The sequence below is a fragment of the Petrimonas mucosa genome (genome assembly GCF_900095795.1).
GTDB lineage: Bacteria > Bacteroidota > Bacteroidia > Bacteroidales > Dysgonomonadaceae > Petrimonas > Petrimonas mucosa.
On record NZ_LT608328.1, the window covers coordinates 570,683 to 590,784 of the forward strand.

Below are 20,102 nucleotides of genomic sequence, written 5' to 3' on the forward strand. Positions count from 1 at the left end.
CAAAACTACTCAAAAAGGATGAATTTTCCGAATTTTTGCAGGGCTATTTGCAAGGCGGCTGTTCAATGGTAGAGCGGTTGGCTCTCCTGCATGGCTCGGATAATTTTTGTTTGTCCCATAAGCAGATAGAGTGAAAGCAACGATGCCAGGAAGTCTGAAACCGGCATGGCAATCCAGACTCCGTTCAATCCGAACAAGGGGGGGAAAAACAACAGCGCCGGGACCAGGAAGATGATCTGTCGGCTGAGACTCTGGATAATTGCCTGTTTTGCGCGACCGATACTCTGGAAAAAGTTCCCTGCAACCACCTGGAATCCCACCAGAGGGAAGGCTATCATGCTCAGCCGGATGCCATTTTCGGCAATATCGAGCAGTTTCTGGTCGCCAGTAAACGCGGCGGCAAACTGACGGGGAAAAAACATGCCGATGACAAATCCGCTACAGGTGATGATGGTCGCCACCTTTATAGCATAGAGGAGGGTCTCTTTCACCCTGGAATAGTTGCCGGCTCCGTAGTTGTAGCCTATGATTGGCTGTGTACCCTGATTCAATCCCACCACAGTCATCACAACGATGAGCAACATGGAGTTGAGGATCCCGTATGCGCCTACGGCCAAGTCTCCGCCATATTTCAACAGGGAGGTGTTGAGCAGAACCGCCACGCCAGATGCTGCCACCTGCATAAAGAAGGGGGAGAGTCCGATCGAGACGATAGCCATGACGATCTTCCAGTCCAGCCCAATGTTCTTCTTCCGTATCCGGATCATGCTGGTTTCCTGTGCAAAATGGTGCATTACAAACAACATGCCGATAAACATGGAGATAACTGTGGCCCAGGCAACGCCGGCGATGCCGAGGTCAAATACAAAAATGAATATCGGGTCGAGGATGATATTCAGTACAGCGCCAATCAGCATGGTAATCATCGCTTTGCGGGGATATCCCGATGCGCGCATCATGTTGTTGAAGCTGTAACAGAGACTGATGAAGAGGTTTCCGATCAGAACGATCTGCAGATACTCCCGGGCATAGGGCAGTGTGTTCTCCGTAGCTCCGAATGCCAGCAGGATCTTGTCGAGATAAACATAAAAGAGGGTGATGATCACAGCGTTGAACAGAAGAATAAGCATCAGGGAGTTGCCAAGTATCTGCTCTGCTGTATGCTTCTTCTTTTCACCCAAGCTAATGGATATCCGGCTGGCTGCACCCACCCCAATCAGCATGCCAAGCGATGAGGCAAGCGTGGTGACTGGAAAGGTGATGGCCAGGCCCGATATGGCATAGGCGCCAACCCCCTGTCCGATAAAGATCCGGTCGACAATATTGTAGAGTGAATTTACGAGCGTGCCGATAATGGCCGGTATGGAGTATTCCCAGACCAGGGAGCTTATCTTTTTTGTTTCGAACGCAAGTTCCTTATCCGTGATGGAGTTATGCACTGTCGGTAACTGGTGATTAAGCTTGATTTGTCCGTCTTATAACGGATATCGATGGACTTATGTTCGGTAAATGTTATGCTTTGTGCGTCATTACCTTGAGTACGATCCTGTCCGTTTCTGCCATTCCCTGGCGACCGATAATGGCGAGATTCTGGATGGTCTTGTCCACATCTTCGTTCACAATTCCTTCATGCGGTGTCACCACCCGATTCTCTATGGCCATCAATGCGGAAAGCATTGCGGTGGAGGTGCCGCTGGCAATCTTCAGTGCACAACTCGGTTTTGCACCGTCGCAGATCATGCCGGTGATATTGGCGATCATGTTCTTGACGGCAAAGGTAATCTGATCGTAGTTGCCTCCCATCAGATAGGTTATGCCGCAACTGGATCCGGCCGATGCCACCACGCAACCGCATAATGCCGATAGTCTGCCCAGGTATTGTTTGATATGGATGACTGTAAGGTTGCTGAGGATCAGAGCCCTGATCAGGCTTTCCCGGTCGCTGCCCACATCCTCGGCGTAGGTAAGGACGGGGAGTGTTGCGGCTACACCCTGGTTGCCGCTTCCGGAATTGCTCATTACAGGAATTAGGGCGCCATCCATCCTGGCATCGCATGCGCCTGCAGTTGCCGAGATCATTCGGCTATGTATATTTTCACCGAAAATGGCCCGTCCCCTTTCACCCATCAGGCTCTTGGCTACGTCGTGACCATATTTCTGTTTCTGTGACTGGAGCGATGCTTCACGGTTCATCTTCGCTGCTTCAAGAATAAATTCCAGTTCATCGATGGGCGAATCGGCTGCAAATTCATAGACTTTCCGGAAGGTGAGCGGCACCTCTTCCACCTTCTCCTCTGCGCCTTTTGTATCGTTCCTAAGCAACTCTTCCCCGTTCTTCCCGATGTAGGAGAAGCGGGTATGGCTACCACGGATAACGGCGATGGAGGAGTCGTTGCCGGAAAAACAACGAACCTCGATATAGAGTTTCTCTTCAATCTCGGTATCAACGTCGATCTTGATCCGTTGCTCCTGGACATATTGCCGTGCCCGTTCCACGTCGGCGGGCTGAAGATCGCGAAGAACCTCCAATCCGTACTCCGGTTTTCCGATAAGCGCACCCAGCGCAACGGCGATGGGAAGGCCGATCATCCCTGTACCAGGTATTCCGACCCCCATGGCGTTCTTAAGTACGTTGGGGCTCAGGATCACCCCGATCTGTTCAGGCTCCACTCCCAGTACCTGCGTAGCCTTTGCCACACAAAGCGAGACGGCAACCGGCTCCGTGCAACCGATGGCCGGAATAATCTCCTGCTGCATCAATCGCCTGATCTTTCTTCGTTCCTGCTGGTTTAACATGCAAATTTGTGATTCATGTGGTTTTGATCATGGCAAAGTTACTGAAAAAAACGGCAGAAAGCTGTCAGGAGAAAGAAATATTGAAGGCGGATAAAAAGGGTTGACTTGAGCGGAATATAGTTGTATATTTGAACTGCTGACATTTTAGAGGGTTATGGCAACCAGCGAATATTTGCTTCATTATGTTTGGAAATACCGGATTTTCGACCGGACCGACCTCCAAACGGTGGATGGAGAGCCTCTGGAGATCATTGACCCCGGGGTGCGGAACAGCGATGCCGGGGCCGACTTCTTCAATGCAAAAATCAGGATAGGAGAGAAGATATGGGCTGGCGACGTGGAGCTGCATGGCTCTTCCGACGAATGGACCAGGCATGGTCACCATACCGACGAGCGTTTCAACTCGGTTATCCTGCATGTGGCGGAGAGGGTGAAGGGTAGCGTGAGGAACCAGAAGGGCGCGTTAATTCCACAGATGCAGCTCATCATCCCCGAAAAGGTAAAACGGAGTGCCGACTACCTGCTCAACAGCAGGTCGAACCTGCCATGCAGGTACCAGCTTCCCCTGGTAGAGAGGGAGATCGTCACTACATGGTTGGCGGCAACGGGGATTGAGCGTCTGGAGCGGAAGATCAACGATATCCGCAAACACCTTGAACGGTTCAATAATTCATGGGATCAGGCCTTCTATGTTTTGCTGACCCGGAACTTCGGATTTGGGCTGAACTCCGACATCTTTGAACGGTTGGCATTGAGCCTGCCCTTCAACTGTATCATGAGGCATGGCGACAGCCTTCTTCAGGTTGAGGCTTTGCTGTTCGGACAGGCAGGCATGTTGTATGGCGATGGGGCTACCGATGATTACTGCCAGCAGCTCAGGAGAGAGTATGAGTTTCTGAGGCTAAAGTATCGGTTGCAACCTGTTCCCAGTTACCTCTTTAAGCAATTGCGCGTCCGACCCAACGCGTTTCCGCAGGTACGCATTGCACAGCTGGCGGCACTACTGAAGCAGAGGGGGCGACTCTTTCCTCTGCTGCTGGAGGAGGATGATCCGGCCCAGTTACGGCTCTATTTTCAGGTGGAGGCCTCCGACTACTGGCATACCCACTACTCCTTCGGGAAGAGGTCAACAAAGTCCCGCAAGTATCTGGGAGACTCCTCCTGCAATGTGATCCTCATCAATACGGTTGTGCCCATGTTTTTTGTCTACGGGCAGAAGACCGGCCAGGAGAAATTCTGTGAAAGGGCGATGCAACTCCTGGAGTCGCTGAAACCGGAAAGAAACGCTATCATTACCGAATTTGAAAAGGCAGGAATCTTTCCAGCCAATGCATTCGACTCCCAAGCACTTATCCAGCTGCGAAGAGCCTACTGCGAAAGAGGGAAGTGTCTCTACTGCAAGATCGGATACCGGATTTTGTCGAGATAAGGCTACAAAACAGCGTCGATTTGTCAAATTTCCGTTTTTTTAATTGTCTATTATCAGAAAACTACTTAATTCGTTGTATTTTTGCGCCAATTAAGCTAACGGTTGTAAGGGAATAATGATAAGGTTGTTGAAACATCTATCCGTACTTTCTTATCTTGCGGGAACACTTTTCCTGTTGAACTCATGCGCAAATATGGCTTCTCCCACGGGCGGACTGTATGACGAGACACCTCCGAGGCTCATCCGCTCCAATCCGAAGAACAATGCGCTGAACGTAAGCCGAAACATCGTAGAGATTGAGTTTGACGAGAACATAAAGGTGGAGAAGCCGACCGAAAAGGTGATCATCACCCCCCCACAGATCAATATGCCGGTAATCAAGGCGGTAGGAAAGAAGGCGGTAGTGGAGTTCAACGACGAACTGCTGCCCAACACTACCTACACCATCGATTTCACCGATGCGATCGTCGACAACAACGAAGGCAATCCGCTCGAAAATTTCTCACTCTCCTTCTCTACAGGCGATCAGCTCGATACGTTGGCCGTTTCAGGGAAAGTGTTGTCGGCAGAAAACCTTGAACCTGCCCAGGGGATCTATGTGGGAATGCACACCAACTTCGACGATACCGCTTTTGTAAAGACCCCTTTTGAGAGGATATCCAGGACCGACTCGCGCGGAAGGTTCACCGTGAGGGGGCTAGCGCCAGGGAGGTATAAGATATTTGCCCTTGACGATAAGAACAGGGATTACAAGTACGACAATCCGCAGGAGGCGATCGCGTTTCTCGACTCCATCGTGGTGCCCTCGTCAATGCCTGCAGTGAGACAGGATACCGTGTTCAAGGACAGCCTGACCATCGATTCCATCATAACGGTGAACTATACCCGATTCCTTCCCGACGATCTTTTGTTGCGCTCATTTACATCGGACTTTCAGCGAAAGTACTTACAAAAAAGCGAACGGAACCAGCGGGAGAAGTTAATCGTCTACTTTGCCGCTCCAACCAGCGAGCCCGTTTTCGAACTCCTGAGCCCTCTGCCTGAGAGGAGTGACTGGTATGTGATGGAGAAGAGCAAGGGAAATGATACCCTGATGCTCTGGATTGTCGACTCGCTCGTTTTGCGTCAGGATACCATTACGTTGAAGATGGATTACCTGAAGACCGATTCGCTGAACCTCGACCAGGTACAGACCGATACACTGTCTTTTACCTTCCGTGAACCGAAACAGAGCCGCAAGGAGAAGGAAGAGAAAGAGAAAAAAGAGAAAGTGGAGGTGCGTTTCCTGGCGATCAACCACAATATCCGTTCAGCGCACGAGATCTATCTGCCGGTTCAACTCGAATTTGAGCAGCCCGTGATAGATTTCGATTCATCAAAAGTACGGCTGATGCAGGTGGTTGATTCGGTCTCTTCGCCCATCCCATTCACGGTGACCGGAGATACGCTCAATCCCAGGAAGTATTCGCTCCGGCACAAGTGGGAACCTGGGGGGAAATATTCGCTGGCTATCGACTCGGCTGCCATTCACAGCATCTATGGCCTTTGGAACAATAAGGTGGAGCAGGTGTTTACCGTAAAGACGCTGGATCAGTACGGCAACCTGATGATTCATCTGTCTGGTCTGCCGGAAGGGAAACCGGCTTATGTGGAACTGCTCGACAAGTCGGATAAACCTTTTAGGAAAGTGCGCGTCAAAAATAGCGAAGCGCTGATTTTCGACATAAACCCGGGAGTGCTCTATATCCGCCTTTTTATAGACGATAACGAGGATGGGGAATGGACAACAGGCGATTATGAACAGGGAAGACAACCCGAAATGGTCTATTACTACCCGGCTGCATACGAGATCAGGGCCTATACCGACCACGAAGAGTCGTGGAACGTGACTGAATTGCCGCTGGACAAGCAAAAACCGCTCGATATCACCAAGAATAAACCGGAGGAGAGGAGGCGCCGGAGCCTGAATGAGGAGCGACAGCAACAACAGAATCAACGCGGCAGTTCGCCATTCTCCGGAGGTTCCGGTGGTGGAAGTGGAGTGACTACTCCTACCCCAAGACGGGGAGTCCCATCCCTATAGCTAATTAATCCAAATAGATGAAAATGAACAGGAAAATCCTATTGTTTCTTCTCATCGGCTTGATTCTGCTCCCTGCCCAGAGAGCAGCGGCCCAATGCAAGTTGGTCAACAACGCATTCAAGGACGGAGAGCAGATCACCTACGATCTCTATTTTAACTATGGCATAGTGAGAGCCAGAGCCGGCGCGGGCTCACTTACCACCGACCTGGTCAATTACAAGGGAAGCAGTGTCTTTAATATGCGGATGCTGTTGAATACCAGTGGTTTGGCTGGTGGTGTCTATACGGTCAACGATACACTTGTCTCTTATGTTGATATGGATATGAGGCCGCTTCTTTTTTCGAAGCGTGCTTTTGAGGGAAAGGACTACTCTATCGAAGTGCAATCTTTCAACTATGCGGAAGAGGGTGTAAAGGTGAGGACCAGCCGCATCTTCAACGGGAAGAAGAAATTTGAGGAGACCCTTACCACCAACGACTGCACATACGACTACCTGTCGGTTCTGGCATTGATCCGGAACCTGGACTACTCCGATATGAAGCCGGGTGACAGCAAGGAGATTCACTTTCTTTCGGGAAGGGAGATCGTGAACATGACCGTAAACTACAACGGTACTGCAAAGATCAAGGCCAATGACGGACAGACCTACAACACGGTCCAGATCGTGCTGACCATCTACGACAAAGCGTTCAAAAACAAAAAAGAGGCGATCAGTGCGTCATTGACCGACGACTCAAACCGGATACCCGTGATCATCAATACGCATCTGAAAATAGGAGCAATCCGTGCTGTACTGAAAAGTGTTACCGGTCAACGTAACTGATTCATCGATTATAAATTTGGGAACCTATGAAAAAGAGACTATTTGTTTTAGCAGCACTCTCTCTTGTGCTTTTCTCTGTTTTTCCCCGCCCGTCACAGGCGCGGGATGCCGGCGATCCTTATGTGATTCTGGTTGAGTTTTTACTGAATGAGGCAACACTGGACGAGGCGATCGATCTGTTGTCGGAAATCCAGACGCAGACGCTGGAGAACGAGGATGGTTGTCTGGTCTATGATGTCCTGTTGAGCGAGGAAAATCCCGCTCAGGTATTTCTTTACGAAAGTTACGAAAGCGGGGATGCCTATAAGGTACATACCAATGCTCCCTATTACAAGGAGATTGTCCTGAAAAAACTGAAACCGCTGATCAAAAGCCAAAAGATCATCAAGGTCTATCCGCTGAACTTTGAAGGGGAAAATGCTCCCTGACCGGGTGCTCTCTTCAGCTCCTCCTTCAAGCTTTTTTTGTTCTATTAAAGATTTTGTTCCTTATTTTATCCATTGAAATAAACCTAATTACTAAAAAACAGCTATCTTTGCAAATCAAAACGGATCTGTTAATGAATCGTGACAACTATCATTCGAGAATCCCTGAGCCGGCTTTGCGAAGGCTGCCGTGGTATTTGTCTTACGTTAAGTTGCTAAAGAAACAAGGCTACAGTAAAGTCTCTTCCACGCAGATTGCAAAAAAGATCAACGTTTCCGCTACACAGATTGCGAAAGATCTTTCCTATGTGAATGTCAGCGGGAAAACCCGGGTGGGGTATGATATTGACAGATTGATAGAGGTGTTGGATGATTTTCTGGGATTCAAACGGATGCATACAGCCGTTCTTTTCGGTGTGGGGAGTCTGGGTGCAGCCTTGCTTTCCGACTCGGGGCTTGAACAGTATGGTCTGAAGATCCGTGCCGGTTTTGATGTGGATGCATCGATCGTCGGACAGAAGATCAACAACATTCCCGTGTTCCATTCAGACGAATTTGTTTTGAGAAACAAGAAAATTGAAGCCCAGATTGGTGTTCTGACTGTGCCTCCCGACATTGCCCAGGAGGTTGCCGACTTTATGATTGAGGGGGGGATAGAGGCGATTTGGAACTTTACCCCTTTCAGGATACGGGTTCCCGAACATATTGTCTTGCAGAACACTTCGCTTTATGCACATCTGGCAGTGATGTTCAACAGGCTTGTAAAGGAAGAGTAGCGCAGGAGCGGTTGAATGAACATGACGCAAGTCCCTGTTCGAAAAAGAGATGAAAATATTTGCTGTCGGCTTAAATTACGATTCTCACAACCGGGAGATGAGACGGACCTTCGAGGCCAGTGAACCGGTTATCTTCATGAAACCCGATACGGCACTGCTCCGTAACGGCAATCCTTTTTTTCTGCCCGATTTCTCCGACGAGATCCACTATGAAACTGAACTGGTGCTGAAAATAAGCAGGTTGGGTAAAAATATTGCCGAAAAGTTTGCTCACCGTTACTACGATGAGATTACCGTAGGTATCGATTTTACCGCACGCGATCTGCAGCGGAAACTGAAGGAGAAGGGGTTGCCCTGGGAGATTGCCAAGAGTTTCGATAATGCTGCACCGATTGGTGATTTCATTCCTAAGACAGTTTTGCCGGATATCAACAATATAAATTTTCGTCTCGATATCAACGGTGCAACAGTCCAGCAGGGGAACAGTCGCGACCTGATCTACTCGTTCGACAAGATTATTGCCTATATCAGCCGTTTTTTCACATTAAAGATAGGAGACCTGATTTTTACCGGGACTCCGGCAGGAATAGGGGGCGTATCGATTAACGATCGCCTGGAGGGTTATATTGAAGGGAACAAGCTGCTAGATTTTCGGATTAAATAAACTCCGAAACAATAAAAAGAGACTATAATTGTTTGAGAATAAAACAAAATATACAGCATATGCGATCGAAATCCGGCTTCTTCACTGCCATCTGTCTTGTTGGCGCATCCGTGCTTTTCTCGGGCACTGCTTTTGCCCAGCAGCATAACCCGATTCCTGTGGCAGTGCCGTCTCTTCAGATTGCACCTGATGCGCGGGGGGGAGGTATGGGTGATATTGGCGCAGCCACCATGCCCGATCTCTATTCACAATATTGGAATGCAGCCAAGTATCCGTTTATTTCCGGCACAAGCGGGTTTTCGGTCGCTTATACTCCCTGGCTAAGCAGACTGGTCAACGATATCGACCTGGTCTACCTTTCAGGGTTCTGGAAGTTTGGTAACGACAACCTGAATGCGATCAGCGCTTCGTTTCGTTACTTCTCGCTGGGAGATGTGGAGGTGTTCGACCAGAATACAGATTTCGTGATGGCGGTTTCGCCACACGAATACGCGATGGATGTGGCCTATTCGAGAAGATTGTCCGAGACTTTCTCGGGAGCTGTCACTTTGCGCTATATCCGCGCGGACTACTCCACGGGAGATGACGACACGACGCCAGGTAACGCATTCTCTGCGGATATATCAGGCTACAATGAGTCCTATCTCTATCTTGGACGCGCCGAAGCATTGCTGGGATTTGGTTTTAATCTCTCGAACATAGGGACAAAGATCTCTTACGACGGTGGCAACACATCGATGTTTTTGCCTGCAAATCTGAGGCTGGGCGCTTCGTTGGGCTTACCCGTGGACAACAAGAACACCATCTCGTTCAGTGCCGATATCAACAAGTTGCTCGTCCCTACGCCAAAGCTGCCTGTAGAAGGAGAGACCGGCGAAGAGCAGGCAAGAAGAGTACAGGAGTATTCAGAGATCTCCCCGGTTTCCGGGATCTTCAAATCGTTTGGCGATGCTCCCGGTGGATTCAGGGAGGAGATGCAGGAGGTGATGTGGTCGGTTGGTGTTGAGTACACCAACAATAACCGTTTTTCGCTACGGACGGGATATTATCACGAAAGCGAATATAAGGGAAACCGCCGTTACGTCGCTTTCGGTGCCGGATTCAGGATGGAATCCTTTCAGATTGATGCGGCATACCTGGTTTCAACTGCCCAATCCAACCCGTTGGATCAGACCTTGCGCCTTTCGCTGGGTGTCGATTTGGAAGGAGTCAGGAAATTATTGAAATAATGCGCTGATATATCTGGCTCTATATAATATTTTATGACGAATTTTCGTATAGGTTTTGGATACGATATGCATCGCCTGACCGAAGGCCGGGAGTTGTGGATGGGTGGAATAAAGCTGGACTTTGAGAAAGGTCTGCAGGGCCATTCCGATGCAGATGTATTGATTCACACTATTTGCGACGCTTTGCTCGGAGCGGCCAATCTGAGGGATATCGGGTTTCACTTTCCGGATACCTCGGAGGAGTTCAGCGGAGTCGACAGCAAAGTTCTGCTGGAGCGAACCGTAGCACTGTTGCGCAAGAAAGGTTTTGAGATTGGTAACGTAGATGCGACCATCTGTGCCGAGGTACCCAAAATGAACCCGCATATCCCCCAAATGCAGCAGAAGTTGAGTGAAGTTATGGGTGTCAATATTGACTCGATCTCCATCAAGGCCACTACTTCGGAGAAGATGGGATTTGTGGGCCGGCAGGAAGGCATAACGGCATATGCGGTAGCATTGATTTATAAATTTTAATTATTCAAAGTTTTGCTTTTAGATTGGCTTAAACGAAAAAAACAGGCAAAAGGATATGGTATCCATTCGCCTTTTGCGTATGAATTGATTACCCGTGTTATCAAGGAGGAGCATGGGTATACTGCTTTTTCGGATATCGAAGAGATTTTGCGCGAAAATAATATTGAACCCGGAAACAAGAAACTGAACCATCTTTCATACAGGCTTGTCGGCTATTTCAAGCCGGGTAAAATCCTCGAACTGGAGACGGGGCAGGGGGTAAATACTCTCTACATAAGCGCAGCTTCGAAAGATGCAGTCTGTCATTGTTTCGATCCGGATGGAAAAAATGTGTTGTTGGCAAGGAATTTGCATACAACTTTCAGCAATCGGGTCACTTTTATCGACGAGATTGACATTTCCGAATCGTACGACGCCATATTTGTCTATCTGGACAGTTTCCCCATCGATATGGAGAACCTGCTAGAGATGAGTTCAGGGAACACTTTCTGGGTTATCTCCGGCATCAAGACCTGCAGCGGCAAACGGTTCTGGGCTGCAATCACAGCCGACGAAAGAGCCCGGATCACTTTCGACCTGAACGGTATTGGTATTGTCATTCTGGATAAATCGCATCACAAGGCAAACTATATGCTTTGAGAGGTGTTGGATGGAATGTCCCATATCATGATAAAATGAAAAGAAGTTCACTATATACTAAAACGGGAGACAAGGGAAAGACATCGTTGGTGGGAGGTACAAGGGTATCTAAGAGCCATATACGGCTGGAAGCCTACGGAACGATAGACGAACTGAACAGTTTTGTCGGTTGGTTGAACTGCGCCGTCGAGGACGAGGAGAGTGGCCGGTTTCTTTTGTTTCTACAGCACAAGCTTTTTACGGTAGGCTCATATCTGGCAACCGAGACCGAGCAGATCCAGCCCAAAGCGGCCAGCATCATTACCGAGAGGGATATTGAACGTGTTGAACGGGAGATTGACCGTATAGACAGTAGCTTGCCCAGGTTGAACCGTTTTATCCTTCCCGGAGGAAACGAATCTGCGGCACGGGCACACATCTGTCGTACCGTTTCCCGTAGAGCGGAGAGAAATGTTTACCGTGTTGCGGAAGAATTTCCGATTGCCGATTTTGTTCTGATCTTCCTTAACCGGCTGTCAGACTACTTTTTCGTACTGGCTCGATCAGAAAGCAATAAGAGCGGAAAAGAAATAAATTGGGAACAGGAGAATATCTGATTTTTTTGTATATTTTTGCGCTATATTTATGAAACAACTAACCCTAAGGAGATAATTATGTATTGGACACTCGAATTAGCTTCAAAACTGGAAGATGCTCCCTGGCCGGCAACAAAGGATGAGCTTATCGATTTTGCTCAACGTTCCGGTGCTCCACTCGAAGTGATTGAGAACTTACAGGAGATTGAGGATGATACGGAAGTCTTCGAGACCATCGAGGACATTTGGCTCGATTATCCCAGCAAAGAGGATTTCTTTTTCAATGAAGATGAGTATTAACCTCTAATCTCTTCCAGCAACAGAATTTTCAGCCGTCCGGTTTTCCGGACGGCTGCTTTATTTTGGGGTGTTAGCGTAGCATAATACCGGTGAGCATCCGTCCCGAGTGCTGCGACTGGCGACGGGCCGAGAAGAAAAGCCGGCTGTTGGTGCAGGTGCAGTAACGTGTCTTCTCGATCTGCTGCCGGGGAACACCCAGGCGGATAAGTTCTTGGCGGTTGATCTCCTTGAGGTCGAGATGCAACTTTCCGGAGATGTTGTGGCGGTAGGCAACAGATGAGGTAAGTTCAAAGCCGTTCTCCCTGAAAGCCGCTTCCACTTCCATGCCCACCTCGAACTTGTCGATGCTGATGGCTGGACCGATGGCGGCAAGCAGATCACTTGCTTCGGTTCCGAAGTTTCTCTTCATCTCGGCTATCGTGCGTTCAACAATTCTTCCCGCTGTACCTCGCCATCCCGCATGAATGGCGGCGATGGCCTCGTTCTTCCGGTCGAACAGCAACAACGGTACGCAGTCGGCCGTGGTGACACAGAGAAAAAACCCTTTTTCGCGTGTAATTGAAGCATCATAGCCGTAGAGCCTTTCCAGTTTCTCTGCATTGGGAAGATCCAGAAAAGCGGCATCGATAAGCAGTACTCGGTTGCCATGTGTCTGATGCGGCGTGATCAGGTCGTTTGCCTCCTTGTAGAACTTCCGGGCGACGATCGACCGGTTCTCGAATATATTGAGGGGATCGTCGTCGGAGTAGTTGCCCAGGTTTAACGACCGGAAATTGCCGCGACTCACGCCACCAGTCCGCGTGGTGGAGAAATGGAGCACCCGTTGTTCATCGGCAAGGATCCTGAAGAAAAGCAGATTGGAATAATTGGGGTCGCGGAACATGGCTTAAAAATCCTCCTCGTAATAGTTCTCCTCCTCATCGTAATCGTCGTCAATATCCTCTGCAATCTCATCTTCCGGATCAAACTCCAGCGATTGTATGTCAAGAGGCCTGTGGATCAGCGACTCTTTCGATGCGACGACGCGAACGGTCTCCTCCGAGTTGAGTTCCCTCCAGAGCATATCTTTCAATGCGGGGATGCCGTAACCGGTGATTGAGGATATGAAGAGATGGGGAATCTGGGGCAAGTCGGCAGCTATCTCATGCATCAGCTCGTCGTCCAGCATGTCCGACTTGGTGATTGCCAGAACACGGCGCTTGTCCAGAAGTTCAGGATTATATTGGGTGAGTTCCCTCAGCAGGATATTGTACTCTTTGTGGATGTTGTCTGCATCGGCAGGAACCATGAACAGCAAGAGCGAGTTTCTTTCTATATGACGCAGGAAACGTAGTCCTAGCCCCTTCCCTTCACTTGCCCCTTCAATGATTCCCGGGATATCGGCCATGACGAACGACTTTCCTTCGCGGTAGCTGACAATTCCCAGATTGGGTTCCAGGGTGGTGAACGGATAGTTGCCTATCTTCGGTTTCGCTGCGGATACCACCGAGAGGAGTGTCGATTTCCCCGCGTTGGGAAAACCTACCAATCCAACATCGGCCAACAATTTCAGTTCAAGCACCACCCATCTCTCCTGGTAAGGTTCGCCCGGTTGCGAATAGCGGGGAGCCTGGTTGGTAGATGTCTTGAAGCTGGTGTTCCCCAATCCGCCGCGACCGCCCTTGAGCAGGATCACCTCCTGTCCGTCGTCGGTAATGTCGCAAAGGTATTCGCCAGTGTGGGCGTCGTAGGCTACCGTTCCGCAAGGCACCTCGATGATCCTGCTCTCGCCGTTCTTTCCTGTACTGTTGCGTCTTGAACCGCTCTCGCCGTGTCCGGCGAAGATGTGGCGTTGAAACTTCAGGTGAAGCAGTGTCCAGTAGTTCCGGTTGCCACGCAGGATGATGTCTCCCCCATCGCCACCGTTTCCACCGTCGGGTCCCCCTTTAGGGATATATTTTTCCCGCCTGAAATGGGTAGATCCTCGTCCCCCCTTCCCCGAACGGCAAAATATCTTTACATAATCGACAAAATTTGTTTCAGCCATTTGCTCCTCCCGTGAGGCTATCTATCACCTCCACTATCGAGTTGAATACTTCGTCAATCGCTCCTTCACCCGGTATGTCAACCAGTTTGCCCTGTCTGGCATAATACTCCTTCAACGGCTCCGTTTGCTGGTGGTACACGCGTAGACGAGATGCGATGGTTTCACCGTTATCGTCGGATCGACCAGAAAGCTGCCCGCGTTTCAACAGGCGGTCGGTCAGTTCTTCATCCCTTACCTCCAGACTCAGCACCGACGAGATTGCCATGCTGTTTTTCTTCAGCATGTTGTCCAATGCCTCACCTTGAGGAAGCGTGCGGGGGAAACCGTCGAAGATGAACCCTTTTTTGTCCATGTTTTTCAGGATGACCTCCTCCAGCATTCCAATCACAATTTCATCGGGCACCAGTTCACCTTTCGAGATGTAGCGGTCTGCTGTTTTGCCGAGTTCTGTGCCTGCCTTGATCTCAGATCGCAGGATTTCTCCTGTGGATACATGTTTTAGTCCATATTTACTGATCAATAAATCACTTTGTGTTCCTTTTCCTGAACCGGGAGCACCAAAAATTACGATATTCAGCATAAATAATTTACTTCTGTGTACAAAGGTACAAAGATAAGGTTTTTTTGCTTTAAATCTATCGTTTTGAACTTAATAAGGCCGATATCTGTTTTAATGTCAGATAACCTAATAGAAGCAAGATATGATCAAACAGGAATTCAGGCAGAGAGCGCAGGAGATATTGGATCAACTGGAAGAGAAGATCGACGAGATGAAGCAAGGCATAAGCAATATTGCCGAAGAAGCCCGTGATGAGTATGCAGAACAGCTGGAAAAGTTGAAGAGCCTGAGGGATGAGCTGGCGGAAAAACTGACAACGTTCGACGATATTGCCGAGAGTAGATGGGATGTGGTAAGAGAGAGCGCAATCAGCTTCTTTTCCAAGGTTAGCGAGGCCTGGAAAGAGGATTTTGAAAGGGTAAAACAGGCTTTCAGAAAGCAAGAGTGATCCGGTTCGATAAGGTGAAGTGACAGAACAATACAAAAAAAGCCCCCTGATCAGGGAGCTTTTTTTGTATCTGGATGAAACTTTTACTTAATTCCCAGTTTCGATTTAACCAGGGGCGTTGCGTCTTCAGCGGTTGTGCTGACATAGACAAGGTTTCCTGCCGCAAGGTCAAAGATATAGGTGTATCCCTTCTCATCCCCGACAGCCTTGATGGCGTTGGCAATCTTCTGCTGGATAGGGGCAAGCAGTTTCTGGCGCAGCTCCTCCATCTCCCGTTGGCTGTTCTGTACAAACATCTGATACCTTTCCTGAATCTGATCCAGCTGCTTTTGCTGATCGGCCTTTACGGTCTCGGACGAGGTGGGTGCCAGTTTCTGGAATTCTTCTGCTTTTTTATTGAACTCATCAACCAATGCTTGTCCGTTCTTGGAAATCTCTTCCTGTTTGTTGTTCAATTGGGTCTCGATTCCCGGAATTTCAGGCATTTGATTAAAAAGCTCGGAAGTGTTTACGTGTGCCAATTTTACGTTCTGAGCAAAGGCAGCGATAGGGACAATCGCGAACAATAAAATGATTAATTTTTTCGTCATGATTAATGTATTGAATTTTATTAAGTTCCTTTTTTGGCTGAATCGGTTTCCCGCTCCAACTCATCTCTTTTTTTGCGGGACAAAGATAATAATTATATGGTTATTAATATCCTAAACGGGCCAAAACTTGATCACTGATATCGATCTCTGGCGATGCGAAGATGACCGACGTGGCTGAAGCGCGGTCCACAACTGCCTGGTAGGAGTTGGCCGTGGCGATCTCCTTTACTGCATTGTAGATGCTATCCTGGATAGGTTTCATGATCGCCTCACGCCTTTTGAACAGTTCGCCCTGCTGTCCGAAATATTTGTTGCGCAATGTGTTGATTTCGTTCTCCTTGGCTACAATCTCATTTTCACGTTTTGTCTTCTCCTCACCTGCCAGGAAAACCAGGTCTGCCTGGTACTTCTTATACATTGCCTCCACTTCACGGCCAGCCTGGTCTAACTCTTCCTGCCACTGTTTCGATAGTGTTTCGAGCTGCTTGTTCCCCTCCTCGTATGCCGGGATTTTTCCCAGAATATACTCCATATCTATAAATGCATACTTTTGTGCATAAGAGGTTCCAATGGTCAGGGCCAAGAGGAGGCCAACTAAAAATAATCTCCTTTTCATATGGGTAGGTTTTTTTGTTCTATGAATATAAAGACAACAGAGAATGCATTTCGTTTATACTGACACAAATAAATTTTGTTAAATCAGAACTCCTGTCCAATGATGAAGTGGAACTGGCTTCCGCTGTTGGTCCTGCTTCCCCTGACCGGGTCGAAACCGTAGGCCCAGTCGATACCCATCAATCCAATCATGGGGAGGAAGATACGTGCACCCACGCCGGCAGAACGCTTCAGATCGAAAGGATTGACCTCTTTCAGCGTGTACCACGCATTACCTGCTTCCAGGAACCCTACGGCATATATGGTTGAGTTGGGTTCGAGGATCAACGGATAACGGAGTTCCATTCCCAGACGGGTATAGGCCCTCGCTTGCTGTGCGATGGAGTTGTTGTCGTAACCGCGAAGTGCAATGTTTTCAGTTGCAAACGAAGAGGAGTAGCCGCTCATGCCGTCACCACCCACGTCAAACGTTTCAAACGGAGTCTGTTTATATTTGTTATAGTGTCCCAAAACCCCAAACTCGGTACGGGTTGCGATAACCGGCGTCCGTTTCACGGTAAGCGGGGCGAGCGGGGTGTAGGTCCTGATCTTAAGCTTCCATTTGTGGTACTCGTTCCAGGTATACTTGCTCGGATCTGAATAGGCTATCTTGGAGTAGTCGGTGGTGCTGAAGAGCGAGAAGGGAGGCGTGGCGCTTACACTCAACGTGAACTGCGATCCCATACGTGTATAGATGGGGTTGTCGATAGAGTTACGCTGTAGTGTTATACCCAAGCTGACGCTGTTGCTCGAGCCGGTCTGGAAAGGGAACTGCTGCCACGACCAGTTCTTGAGGTTGTAGCGCTGATATCCCAGTTCGGCCATGATCTGGAAGTAATCGTCGGGCCAGTCGAGACGTTTCCCGTATCCGAAGGATGCTCCAATCATCTCAAATACCTGGTTGGGGTCGTACGAATACTCCATCATATCCTGATATCCGTATCCATATCCGCCATATCCTCCATACCCTCCATACCCTCCGTAATAGGGGTATCCGCCATATCCGTACCCCCCGTAATAGGGATAGCCGCCGTACCCTCCATACATATAGGGATTCATCTGGGTGTAGTAGTCGGAGTTGAGTCCGGTGTACCTCGAGTAGAAGGCGCTTAACGAGAAGTTATTGGGGCGTTTTCCTCCAAACCAGGGCTCAATAAAGGAGAACTGGTAAGATTGATAGTAACGTCCGTTGGTCTGCGCGCTCAGGATGAGCGTTTGTCCCTCGCCCTGGGGAATGATACCCCTGCGGTTTTCCTGACTGATCAGGTTTTTCAATGAGAAGTTATTCAGTTTCAGACTCAGCTTTCCAACAAGTCCGGTAACACCCCATCCCGCGGAGAACTCAATCTGGTCGTTTCCTTTGGAGATCAACGGGTAGGTGAGGTCTACCGTCCCGTCTTCCGGGTTAGGATTGACGCCCGGTTGCAGGTTTTCAGGATCGAAGTGTCCGGTTTGGGCAATTTCACGAACCGAACGGATCAGGTCCTCTTTGCTGAAGACGGCTCCCGGTTTGGTGCGCAACTCCCTGCGGATAACATCTTCGTAGAGGCGGTCGTTCCCCTGGATGATCACCTTCTTGATCGTAGCCTTGGGACCTTCGGTAACGCGAAGTTCCAAGTCGACAGAGTCGTTTTCGATATTGATTTCGATCGGATCGATATTCGAGAAGAGGTAGCCGTTGTTCTGATACAGGTTGATGGCTGCATCCTCATCAGAAATCAGCCTCTCCTGCAATTTTTTCTGGTTATAGACATCGCCGGGGTTCATGTTGAGCATCCGGCCCAGGTCGTTGGAGTTGTATTGTGTATTACCCACCCAGTTGATTGAGCGCACGTAATACTTCGGGCCTTCCACCACCTCGATGTCGATATTTACCGTCTTCTCGTCATGCTTGTATACGGAGTCGCGGATAATCTCTGCATCGCGATATCCGAACTCGTGGTATTTGTTGATGATGTTCTGCTTGTCCTCCTTGTAAAGATCCTCTACAAACTTCTTCGACCGGAAAAGGTGTCTGAGGTTCCCTTTCTCGTTTGTCTTCTTCATTGCCCATTTGAGTGTCCGGTCTGAAATGGCCTCGTTACCCTCGATATTGATCCGGTTGACCTTGATCTTCTCTTTCTTGTCTACCTCGATATCAAGGATAACCTGGTTCTTGGCACTGGCATCGGGACGCTGGACGATCGAGACCACCGCATCCCCAAATCCCTTCTCGTCGAAATATTTCTCGATGATGATTTTTGCGCGGTCAATCTGGTTGGGAGTAATCTGGACCCCTTTTACCATTGAGATCTTCTTTTCGATATCTTCACGTTCGCTCTTCTTCATTCCGATATAGCGGATATCGGAGACACGCGGCCTGTCGGTCAATCTGATCTCGAGCCAGGTACTGTCGCCCACAATTTTGGTCTGCAGGATCTTTATGTCGGAGAAGAGTCCCTGTTTCCAGAACCGCTGAATTGCGTTGGTGATCTCCTCGCCGGGAATCTGGATCTCCTGTCCCTTGGACAGTCCTGAAAAGCTGACCAGCACAAAAGGCTGAGATTCATACATGGTCCCTTCGATACCGGTGACCTGGATGTCGGCAATAATATATTTCTTGGGTGTTGCCGTGTAGTTCACCACGGGAACATCCTCAACAGGCTCAGGCTTGATGGTGTCGTTGCCGCTTATCTGTCCGAACGACCTTACCTGGGAAATCAGGACAAAAAGTATAACTAGATGAAATGTCTTCTTCAACATTGTAATTTTTTTTTCTTTCGCTTCAACTGTTCCGTTTTCAGTTTAGTATATCGAAATTTATGAGTTTTCCTTTTCCAGCTGCTCGCTGATCTTACCAAACCGCCGCTCTTTCTTCTGGAAATCGAGAATTGCCTTGTAGAGGCTCTCCTCATCGAAATCCGGCCAGAAAACGTCGGTAAAGTAGAGCTCCGAGTAGGCCGCCTGCCACAACAGGAAGTTGCTGATGCGGATATCTCCCCCGGTGCGGATCAGCAGATCGAGCTCGGGCAGCTCCCTGGTGGCCAGGTATCTGTTGACGGTCTCCTCCGTAATGGAGGTTGGATCCAGGAGCCCCTCCTTGACATCGGCCGCAATGGATCTAGCCGCATTGGTCAGCTCCCAACGCGACGAATAGCTCAAGGCCAACACCAAAGTGAGGTTTTTCCCGGTGGAGGTCTGTTCGATGCAGCGGTTCAATGCATCCCGGGTCTTCTCTGGCAATCGTTGGATATCCCCGATACATTGCAGGCGGATCCCGTTTTTGATCAGGTTTCCCGTCTCGTTGGCCACAGTATGCACCATCAACTCCATCAGCGTCTGAATCTCCTCTTCCGGCCTGAGCCAATTCTCGGTAGAAAATGCATAGAGGGTGAGATAATCCACTTTCGCTTTAGTAGCAGCCTCCACTACTTTCCGTACCGATATGGCTCCCTGCTTATGGCCTTCGGTTCTGTCCAACCCTCTGGATTTGGCCCATCTGCCGTTGCCATCCATGATGATGGCTACATGCCGGGGAACATTATGTTTATCAATCTTGTCAAGTAATGACATATATCGTCTTAATTCTC

The 20,102-nt window shown here is 49.1% G+C and carries 21 protein-coding genes; 12 read left to right on the forward strand and 9 right to left on the reverse strand.

The features are described from left to right. Positions 1–62: 62 nt before the first annotated feature. Both ING2E5A_RS02240 and ING2E5A_RS02245 read right to left on the reverse strand, forming a co-directional pair. Positions 63–1,439: an MATE family efflux transporter gene (locus ING2E5A_RS02240; RefSeq protein WP_083373142.1), complete on the reverse strand. Its 1,377-nt coding sequence runs from the start codon at positions 1,437–1,439 to the stop codon at positions 63–65. Positions 1,440–1,512: 73 nt separating this feature from the next. Then, positions 1,513–2,796 (reverse strand): L-cysteine desulfidase family protein, encoded by a 1,284-nt coding sequence (locus tag ING2E5A_RS02245; protein WP_071136008.1) that lies wholly within the window; start codon positions 2,794–2,796, stop codon positions 1,513–1,515. 154 nt (positions 2,797–2,950) lie between these two features. Here ING2E5A_RS02245 and ING2E5A_RS02250 point away from each other — a divergent pair, with 154 nt between their 5' ends. The 11 genes from ING2E5A_RS02250 (at position 2,951) to ING2E5A_RS02300 (ending at position 12,256) form a co-directional block, all read left to right on the forward strand. Further along, a complete protein-coding gene (locus tag ING2E5A_RS02250; RefSeq protein WP_071136009.1) occupies positions 2,951–4,225 on the forward strand; it encodes a DUF2851 family protein in 1,275 nt (424 codons plus the stop codon). Positions 4,226–4,418: 193 nt separating this feature from the next. Next, entirely contained in the window at positions 4,419–6,308 is a 1,890-nt protein-coding gene (locus ING2E5A_RS02255) for an Ig-like domain-containing protein (protein WP_161941932.1), read from the forward strand. 23 nt (positions 6,309–6,331) lie between these two features. Next, positions 6,332–7,132, forward strand: a complete 801-nt coding sequence (locus ING2E5A_RS02260; RefSeq protein ID WP_071138147.1) for a DUF3108 domain-containing protein — start codon at positions 6,332–6,334, stop codon at positions 7,130–7,132. A 26-nt stretch (positions 7,133–7,158) separates the two neighbouring features. After that, the gene (locus tag ING2E5A_RS02265) at positions 7,159–7,560 is read left to right on the forward strand and encodes a putative quinol monooxygenase (RefSeq protein ID WP_083373144.1); all 402 of its coding nucleotides are present in this window, start codon (positions 7,159–7,161) and stop codon (positions 7,558–7,560) included. Positions 7,561–7,691: 131 nt separating this feature from the next. Continuing rightward, entirely contained in the window at positions 7,692–8,333 is a 642-nt protein-coding gene (locus tag ING2E5A_RS02270; RefSeq protein ID WP_071136012.1) for a redox-sensing transcriptional repressor Rex, read from the forward strand. A 49-nt stretch (positions 8,334–8,382) separates the two neighbouring features. Continuing rightward, positions 8,383–8,997 carry a fumarylacetoacetate hydrolase family protein gene (locus ING2E5A_RS02275; RefSeq protein WP_071136013.1) on the forward strand — a complete coding sequence of 205 codons (615 nt, stop codon included), beginning with the start codon at positions 8,383–8,385 and terminating at the stop codon, positions 8,995–8,997. A 59-nt stretch (positions 8,998–9,056) separates the two neighbouring features. Next, positions 9,057–10,226 (forward strand): type IX secretion system outer membrane channel protein PorV, encoded by a 1,170-nt coding sequence (porV, locus tag ING2E5A_RS02280; RefSeq protein ID WP_071136014.1) that lies wholly within the window; start codon positions 9,057–9,059, stop codon positions 10,224–10,226. Between the two features lie 33 nt (positions 10,227–10,259). Then, positions 10,260–10,742 carry a 2-C-methyl-D-erythritol 2,4-cyclodiphosphate synthase gene (ispF, locus tag ING2E5A_RS02285; protein WP_071136015.1) on the forward strand — a complete coding sequence of 161 codons (483 nt, stop codon included), beginning with the start codon at positions 10,260–10,262 and terminating at the stop codon, positions 10,740–10,742. 12 nt (positions 10,743–10,754) lie between these two features. After that, on the forward strand, positions 10,755–11,381 hold the full coding sequence (locus ING2E5A_RS02290) for an O-methyltransferase (RefSeq protein ID WP_071136016.1): 627 nt from the start codon (positions 10,755–10,757) through the stop codon (positions 11,379–11,381). A 35-nt stretch (positions 11,382–11,416) separates the two neighbouring features. Beyond that, positions 11,417–11,977, forward strand: coding sequence for a cob(I)yrinic acid a,c-diamide adenosyltransferase (locus ING2E5A_RS02295; RefSeq protein ID WP_071136017.1), 561 nt, complete (start codon positions 11,417–11,419; stop codon positions 11,975–11,977). A 57-nt stretch (positions 11,978–12,034) separates the two neighbouring features. Next, positions 12,035–12,256 carry a DUF2795 domain-containing protein gene (locus ING2E5A_RS02300; RefSeq protein ID WP_071136018.1) on the forward strand — a complete coding sequence of 74 codons (222 nt, stop codon included), beginning with the start codon at positions 12,035–12,037 and terminating at the stop codon, positions 12,254–12,256. Positions 12,257–12,326: 70 nt separating this feature from the next. Here the strand turns inward: ING2E5A_RS02300 and pgeF are convergent, their stop codons facing one another. Genes pgeF through ING2E5A_RS02315 form a run of 3 tightly spaced genes read right to left on the reverse strand, consistent with a single transcriptional unit; the run spans position 12,327 to position 14,862 of the window. Then, a complete protein-coding gene (gene pgeF, locus ING2E5A_RS02305) occupies positions 12,327–13,139 on the reverse strand; it encodes a peptidoglycan editing factor PgeF (protein WP_071136019.1) in 813 nt (270 codons plus the stop codon). Positions 13,140–13,142: 3 nt separating this feature from the next. Next, on the reverse strand, positions 13,143–14,282 hold the full coding sequence (gene obgE / locus ING2E5A_RS02310) for a GTPase ObgE (RefSeq protein ID WP_071136020.1): 1,140 nt from the start codon (positions 14,280–14,282) through the stop codon (positions 13,143–13,145). Next, positions 14,275–14,862 (reverse strand): adenylate kinase, encoded by a 588-nt coding sequence (locus ING2E5A_RS02315; protein ID WP_071136021.1) that lies wholly within the window; start codon positions 14,860–14,862, stop codon positions 14,275–14,277. Before ING2E5A_RS02315 ends, obgE begins: the two co-directional genes overlap by 8 nt. Positions 14,863–14,983: 121 nt before the next feature. Between ING2E5A_RS02315 and ING2E5A_RS02320 the strand changes: the two genes are divergently transcribed. Beyond that, on the forward strand, positions 14,984–15,289 hold the full coding sequence (locus ING2E5A_RS02320; protein WP_071136022.1) for a sll1863 family stress response protein: 306 nt from the start codon (positions 14,984–14,986) through the stop codon (positions 15,287–15,289). Positions 15,290–15,372: 83 nt separating this feature from the next. On the opposite strand, the gene ING2E5A_RS02325 is transcribed toward ING2E5A_RS02320, so the two are convergent. From ING2E5A_RS02325 to ING2E5A_RS02340, 4 genes are all read right to left on the reverse strand, one after another. Continuing rightward, positions 15,373–15,879: an OmpH family outer membrane protein gene (locus ING2E5A_RS02325; protein ID WP_071136023.1), complete on the reverse strand. Its 507-nt coding sequence runs from the start codon at positions 15,877–15,879 to the stop codon at positions 15,373–15,375. Between the two features lie 103 nt (positions 15,880–15,982). Next, positions 15,983–16,495, reverse strand: a complete 513-nt coding sequence (locus ING2E5A_RS02330; protein WP_071136024.1) for an OmpH family outer membrane protein — start codon at positions 16,493–16,495, stop codon at positions 15,983–15,985. An 83-nt stretch (positions 16,496–16,578) separates the two neighbouring features. Beyond that, on the reverse strand, positions 16,579–19,275 hold the full coding sequence (locus tag ING2E5A_RS02335; RefSeq protein WP_071136025.1) for a BamA/OMP85 family outer membrane protein: 2,697 nt from the start codon (positions 19,273–19,275) through the stop codon (positions 16,579–16,581). A 57-nt stretch (positions 19,276–19,332) separates the two neighbouring features. After that, positions 19,333–20,085, reverse strand: coding sequence for an isoprenyl transferase (locus ING2E5A_RS02340; protein WP_071136026.1), 753 nt, complete (start codon positions 20,083–20,085; stop codon positions 19,333–19,335). Between the last annotated feature and the right edge of the window lie 17 nt (positions 20,086–20,102).

Coding starts and splice junctions, on each gene's coding strand:
- ING2E5A_RS02250 (WP_071136009.1), top strand. CDS start 2,951: ATGGCAACCAGCGAATATTTGCTTCATTATGTTTGGAAATACCGGATT.
- ING2E5A_RS02300 (WP_071136018.1), top strand. CDS start 12,035: ATGTATTGGACACTCGAATTAGCTTCAAAACTGGAAGATGCTCCCTGG.
- obgE (WP_071136020.1), bottom strand. CDS start 14,282: ATGGCTGAAACAAATTTTGTCGATTATGTAAAGATATTTTGCCGTTCG.
- ING2E5A_RS02245 (WP_071136008.1), bottom strand. CDS start 2,796: ATGTTAAACCAGCAGGAACGAAGAAAGATCAGGCGATTGATGCAGCAG.
- ING2E5A_RS02295 (WP_071136017.1), top strand. CDS start 11,417: ATGAAAAGAAGTTCACTATATACTAAAACGGGAGACAAGGGAAAGACA.
- ING2E5A_RS02275 (WP_071136013.1), top strand. CDS start 8,383: ATGAAAATATTTGCTGTCGGCTTAAATTACGATTCTCACAACCGGGAG.
- ING2E5A_RS02270 (WP_071136012.1), top strand. CDS start 7,692: ATGAATCGTGACAACTATCATTCGAGAATCCCTGAGCCGGCTTTGCGA.
- ING2E5A_RS02265 (WP_083373144.1), top strand. CDS start 7,159: ATGAAAAAGAGACTATTTGTTTTAGCAGCACTCTCTCTTGTGCTTTTC.
- ING2E5A_RS02320 (WP_071136022.1), top strand. CDS start 14,984: ATGATCAAACAGGAATTCAGGCAGAGAGCGCAGGAGATATTGGATCAA.
- ING2E5A_RS02315 (WP_071136021.1), bottom strand. CDS start 14,862: ATGCTGAATATCGTAATTTTTGGTGCTCCCGGTTCAGGAAAAGGAACA.
- ING2E5A_RS02325 (WP_071136023.1), bottom strand. CDS start 15,879: ATGACGAAAAAATTAATCATTTTATTGTTCGCGATTGTCCCTATCGCT.
- pgeF (WP_071136019.1), bottom strand. CDS start 13,139: ATGTTCCGCGACCCCAATTATTCCAATCTGCTTTTCTTCAGGATCCTT.
- porV (WP_071136014.1), top strand. CDS start 9,057: ATGCGATCGAAATCCGGCTTCTTCACTGCCATCTGTCTTGTTGGCGCA.
- ING2E5A_RS02255 (WP_161941932.1), top strand. CDS start 4,419: ATGGCTTCTCCCACGGGCGGACTGTATGACGAGACACCTCCGAGGCTC.
- ispF (WP_071136015.1), top strand. CDS start 10,260: ATGACGAATTTTCGTATAGGTTTTGGATACGATATGCATCGCCTGACC.
- ING2E5A_RS02260 (WP_071138147.1), top strand. CDS start 6,332: ATGAACAGGAAAATCCTATTGTTTCTTCTCATCGGCTTGATTCTGCTC.
- ING2E5A_RS02340 (WP_071136026.1), bottom strand. CDS start 20,085: ATGTCATTACTTGACAAGATTGATAAACATAATGTTCCCCGGCATGTA.
- ING2E5A_RS02335 (WP_071136025.1), bottom strand. CDS start 19,275: ATGTTGAAGAAGACATTTCATCTAGTTATACTTTTTGTCCTGATTTCC.
- ING2E5A_RS02330 (WP_071136024.1), bottom strand. CDS start 16,495: ATGAAAAGGAGATTATTTTTAGTTGGCCTCCTCTTGGCCCTGACCATT.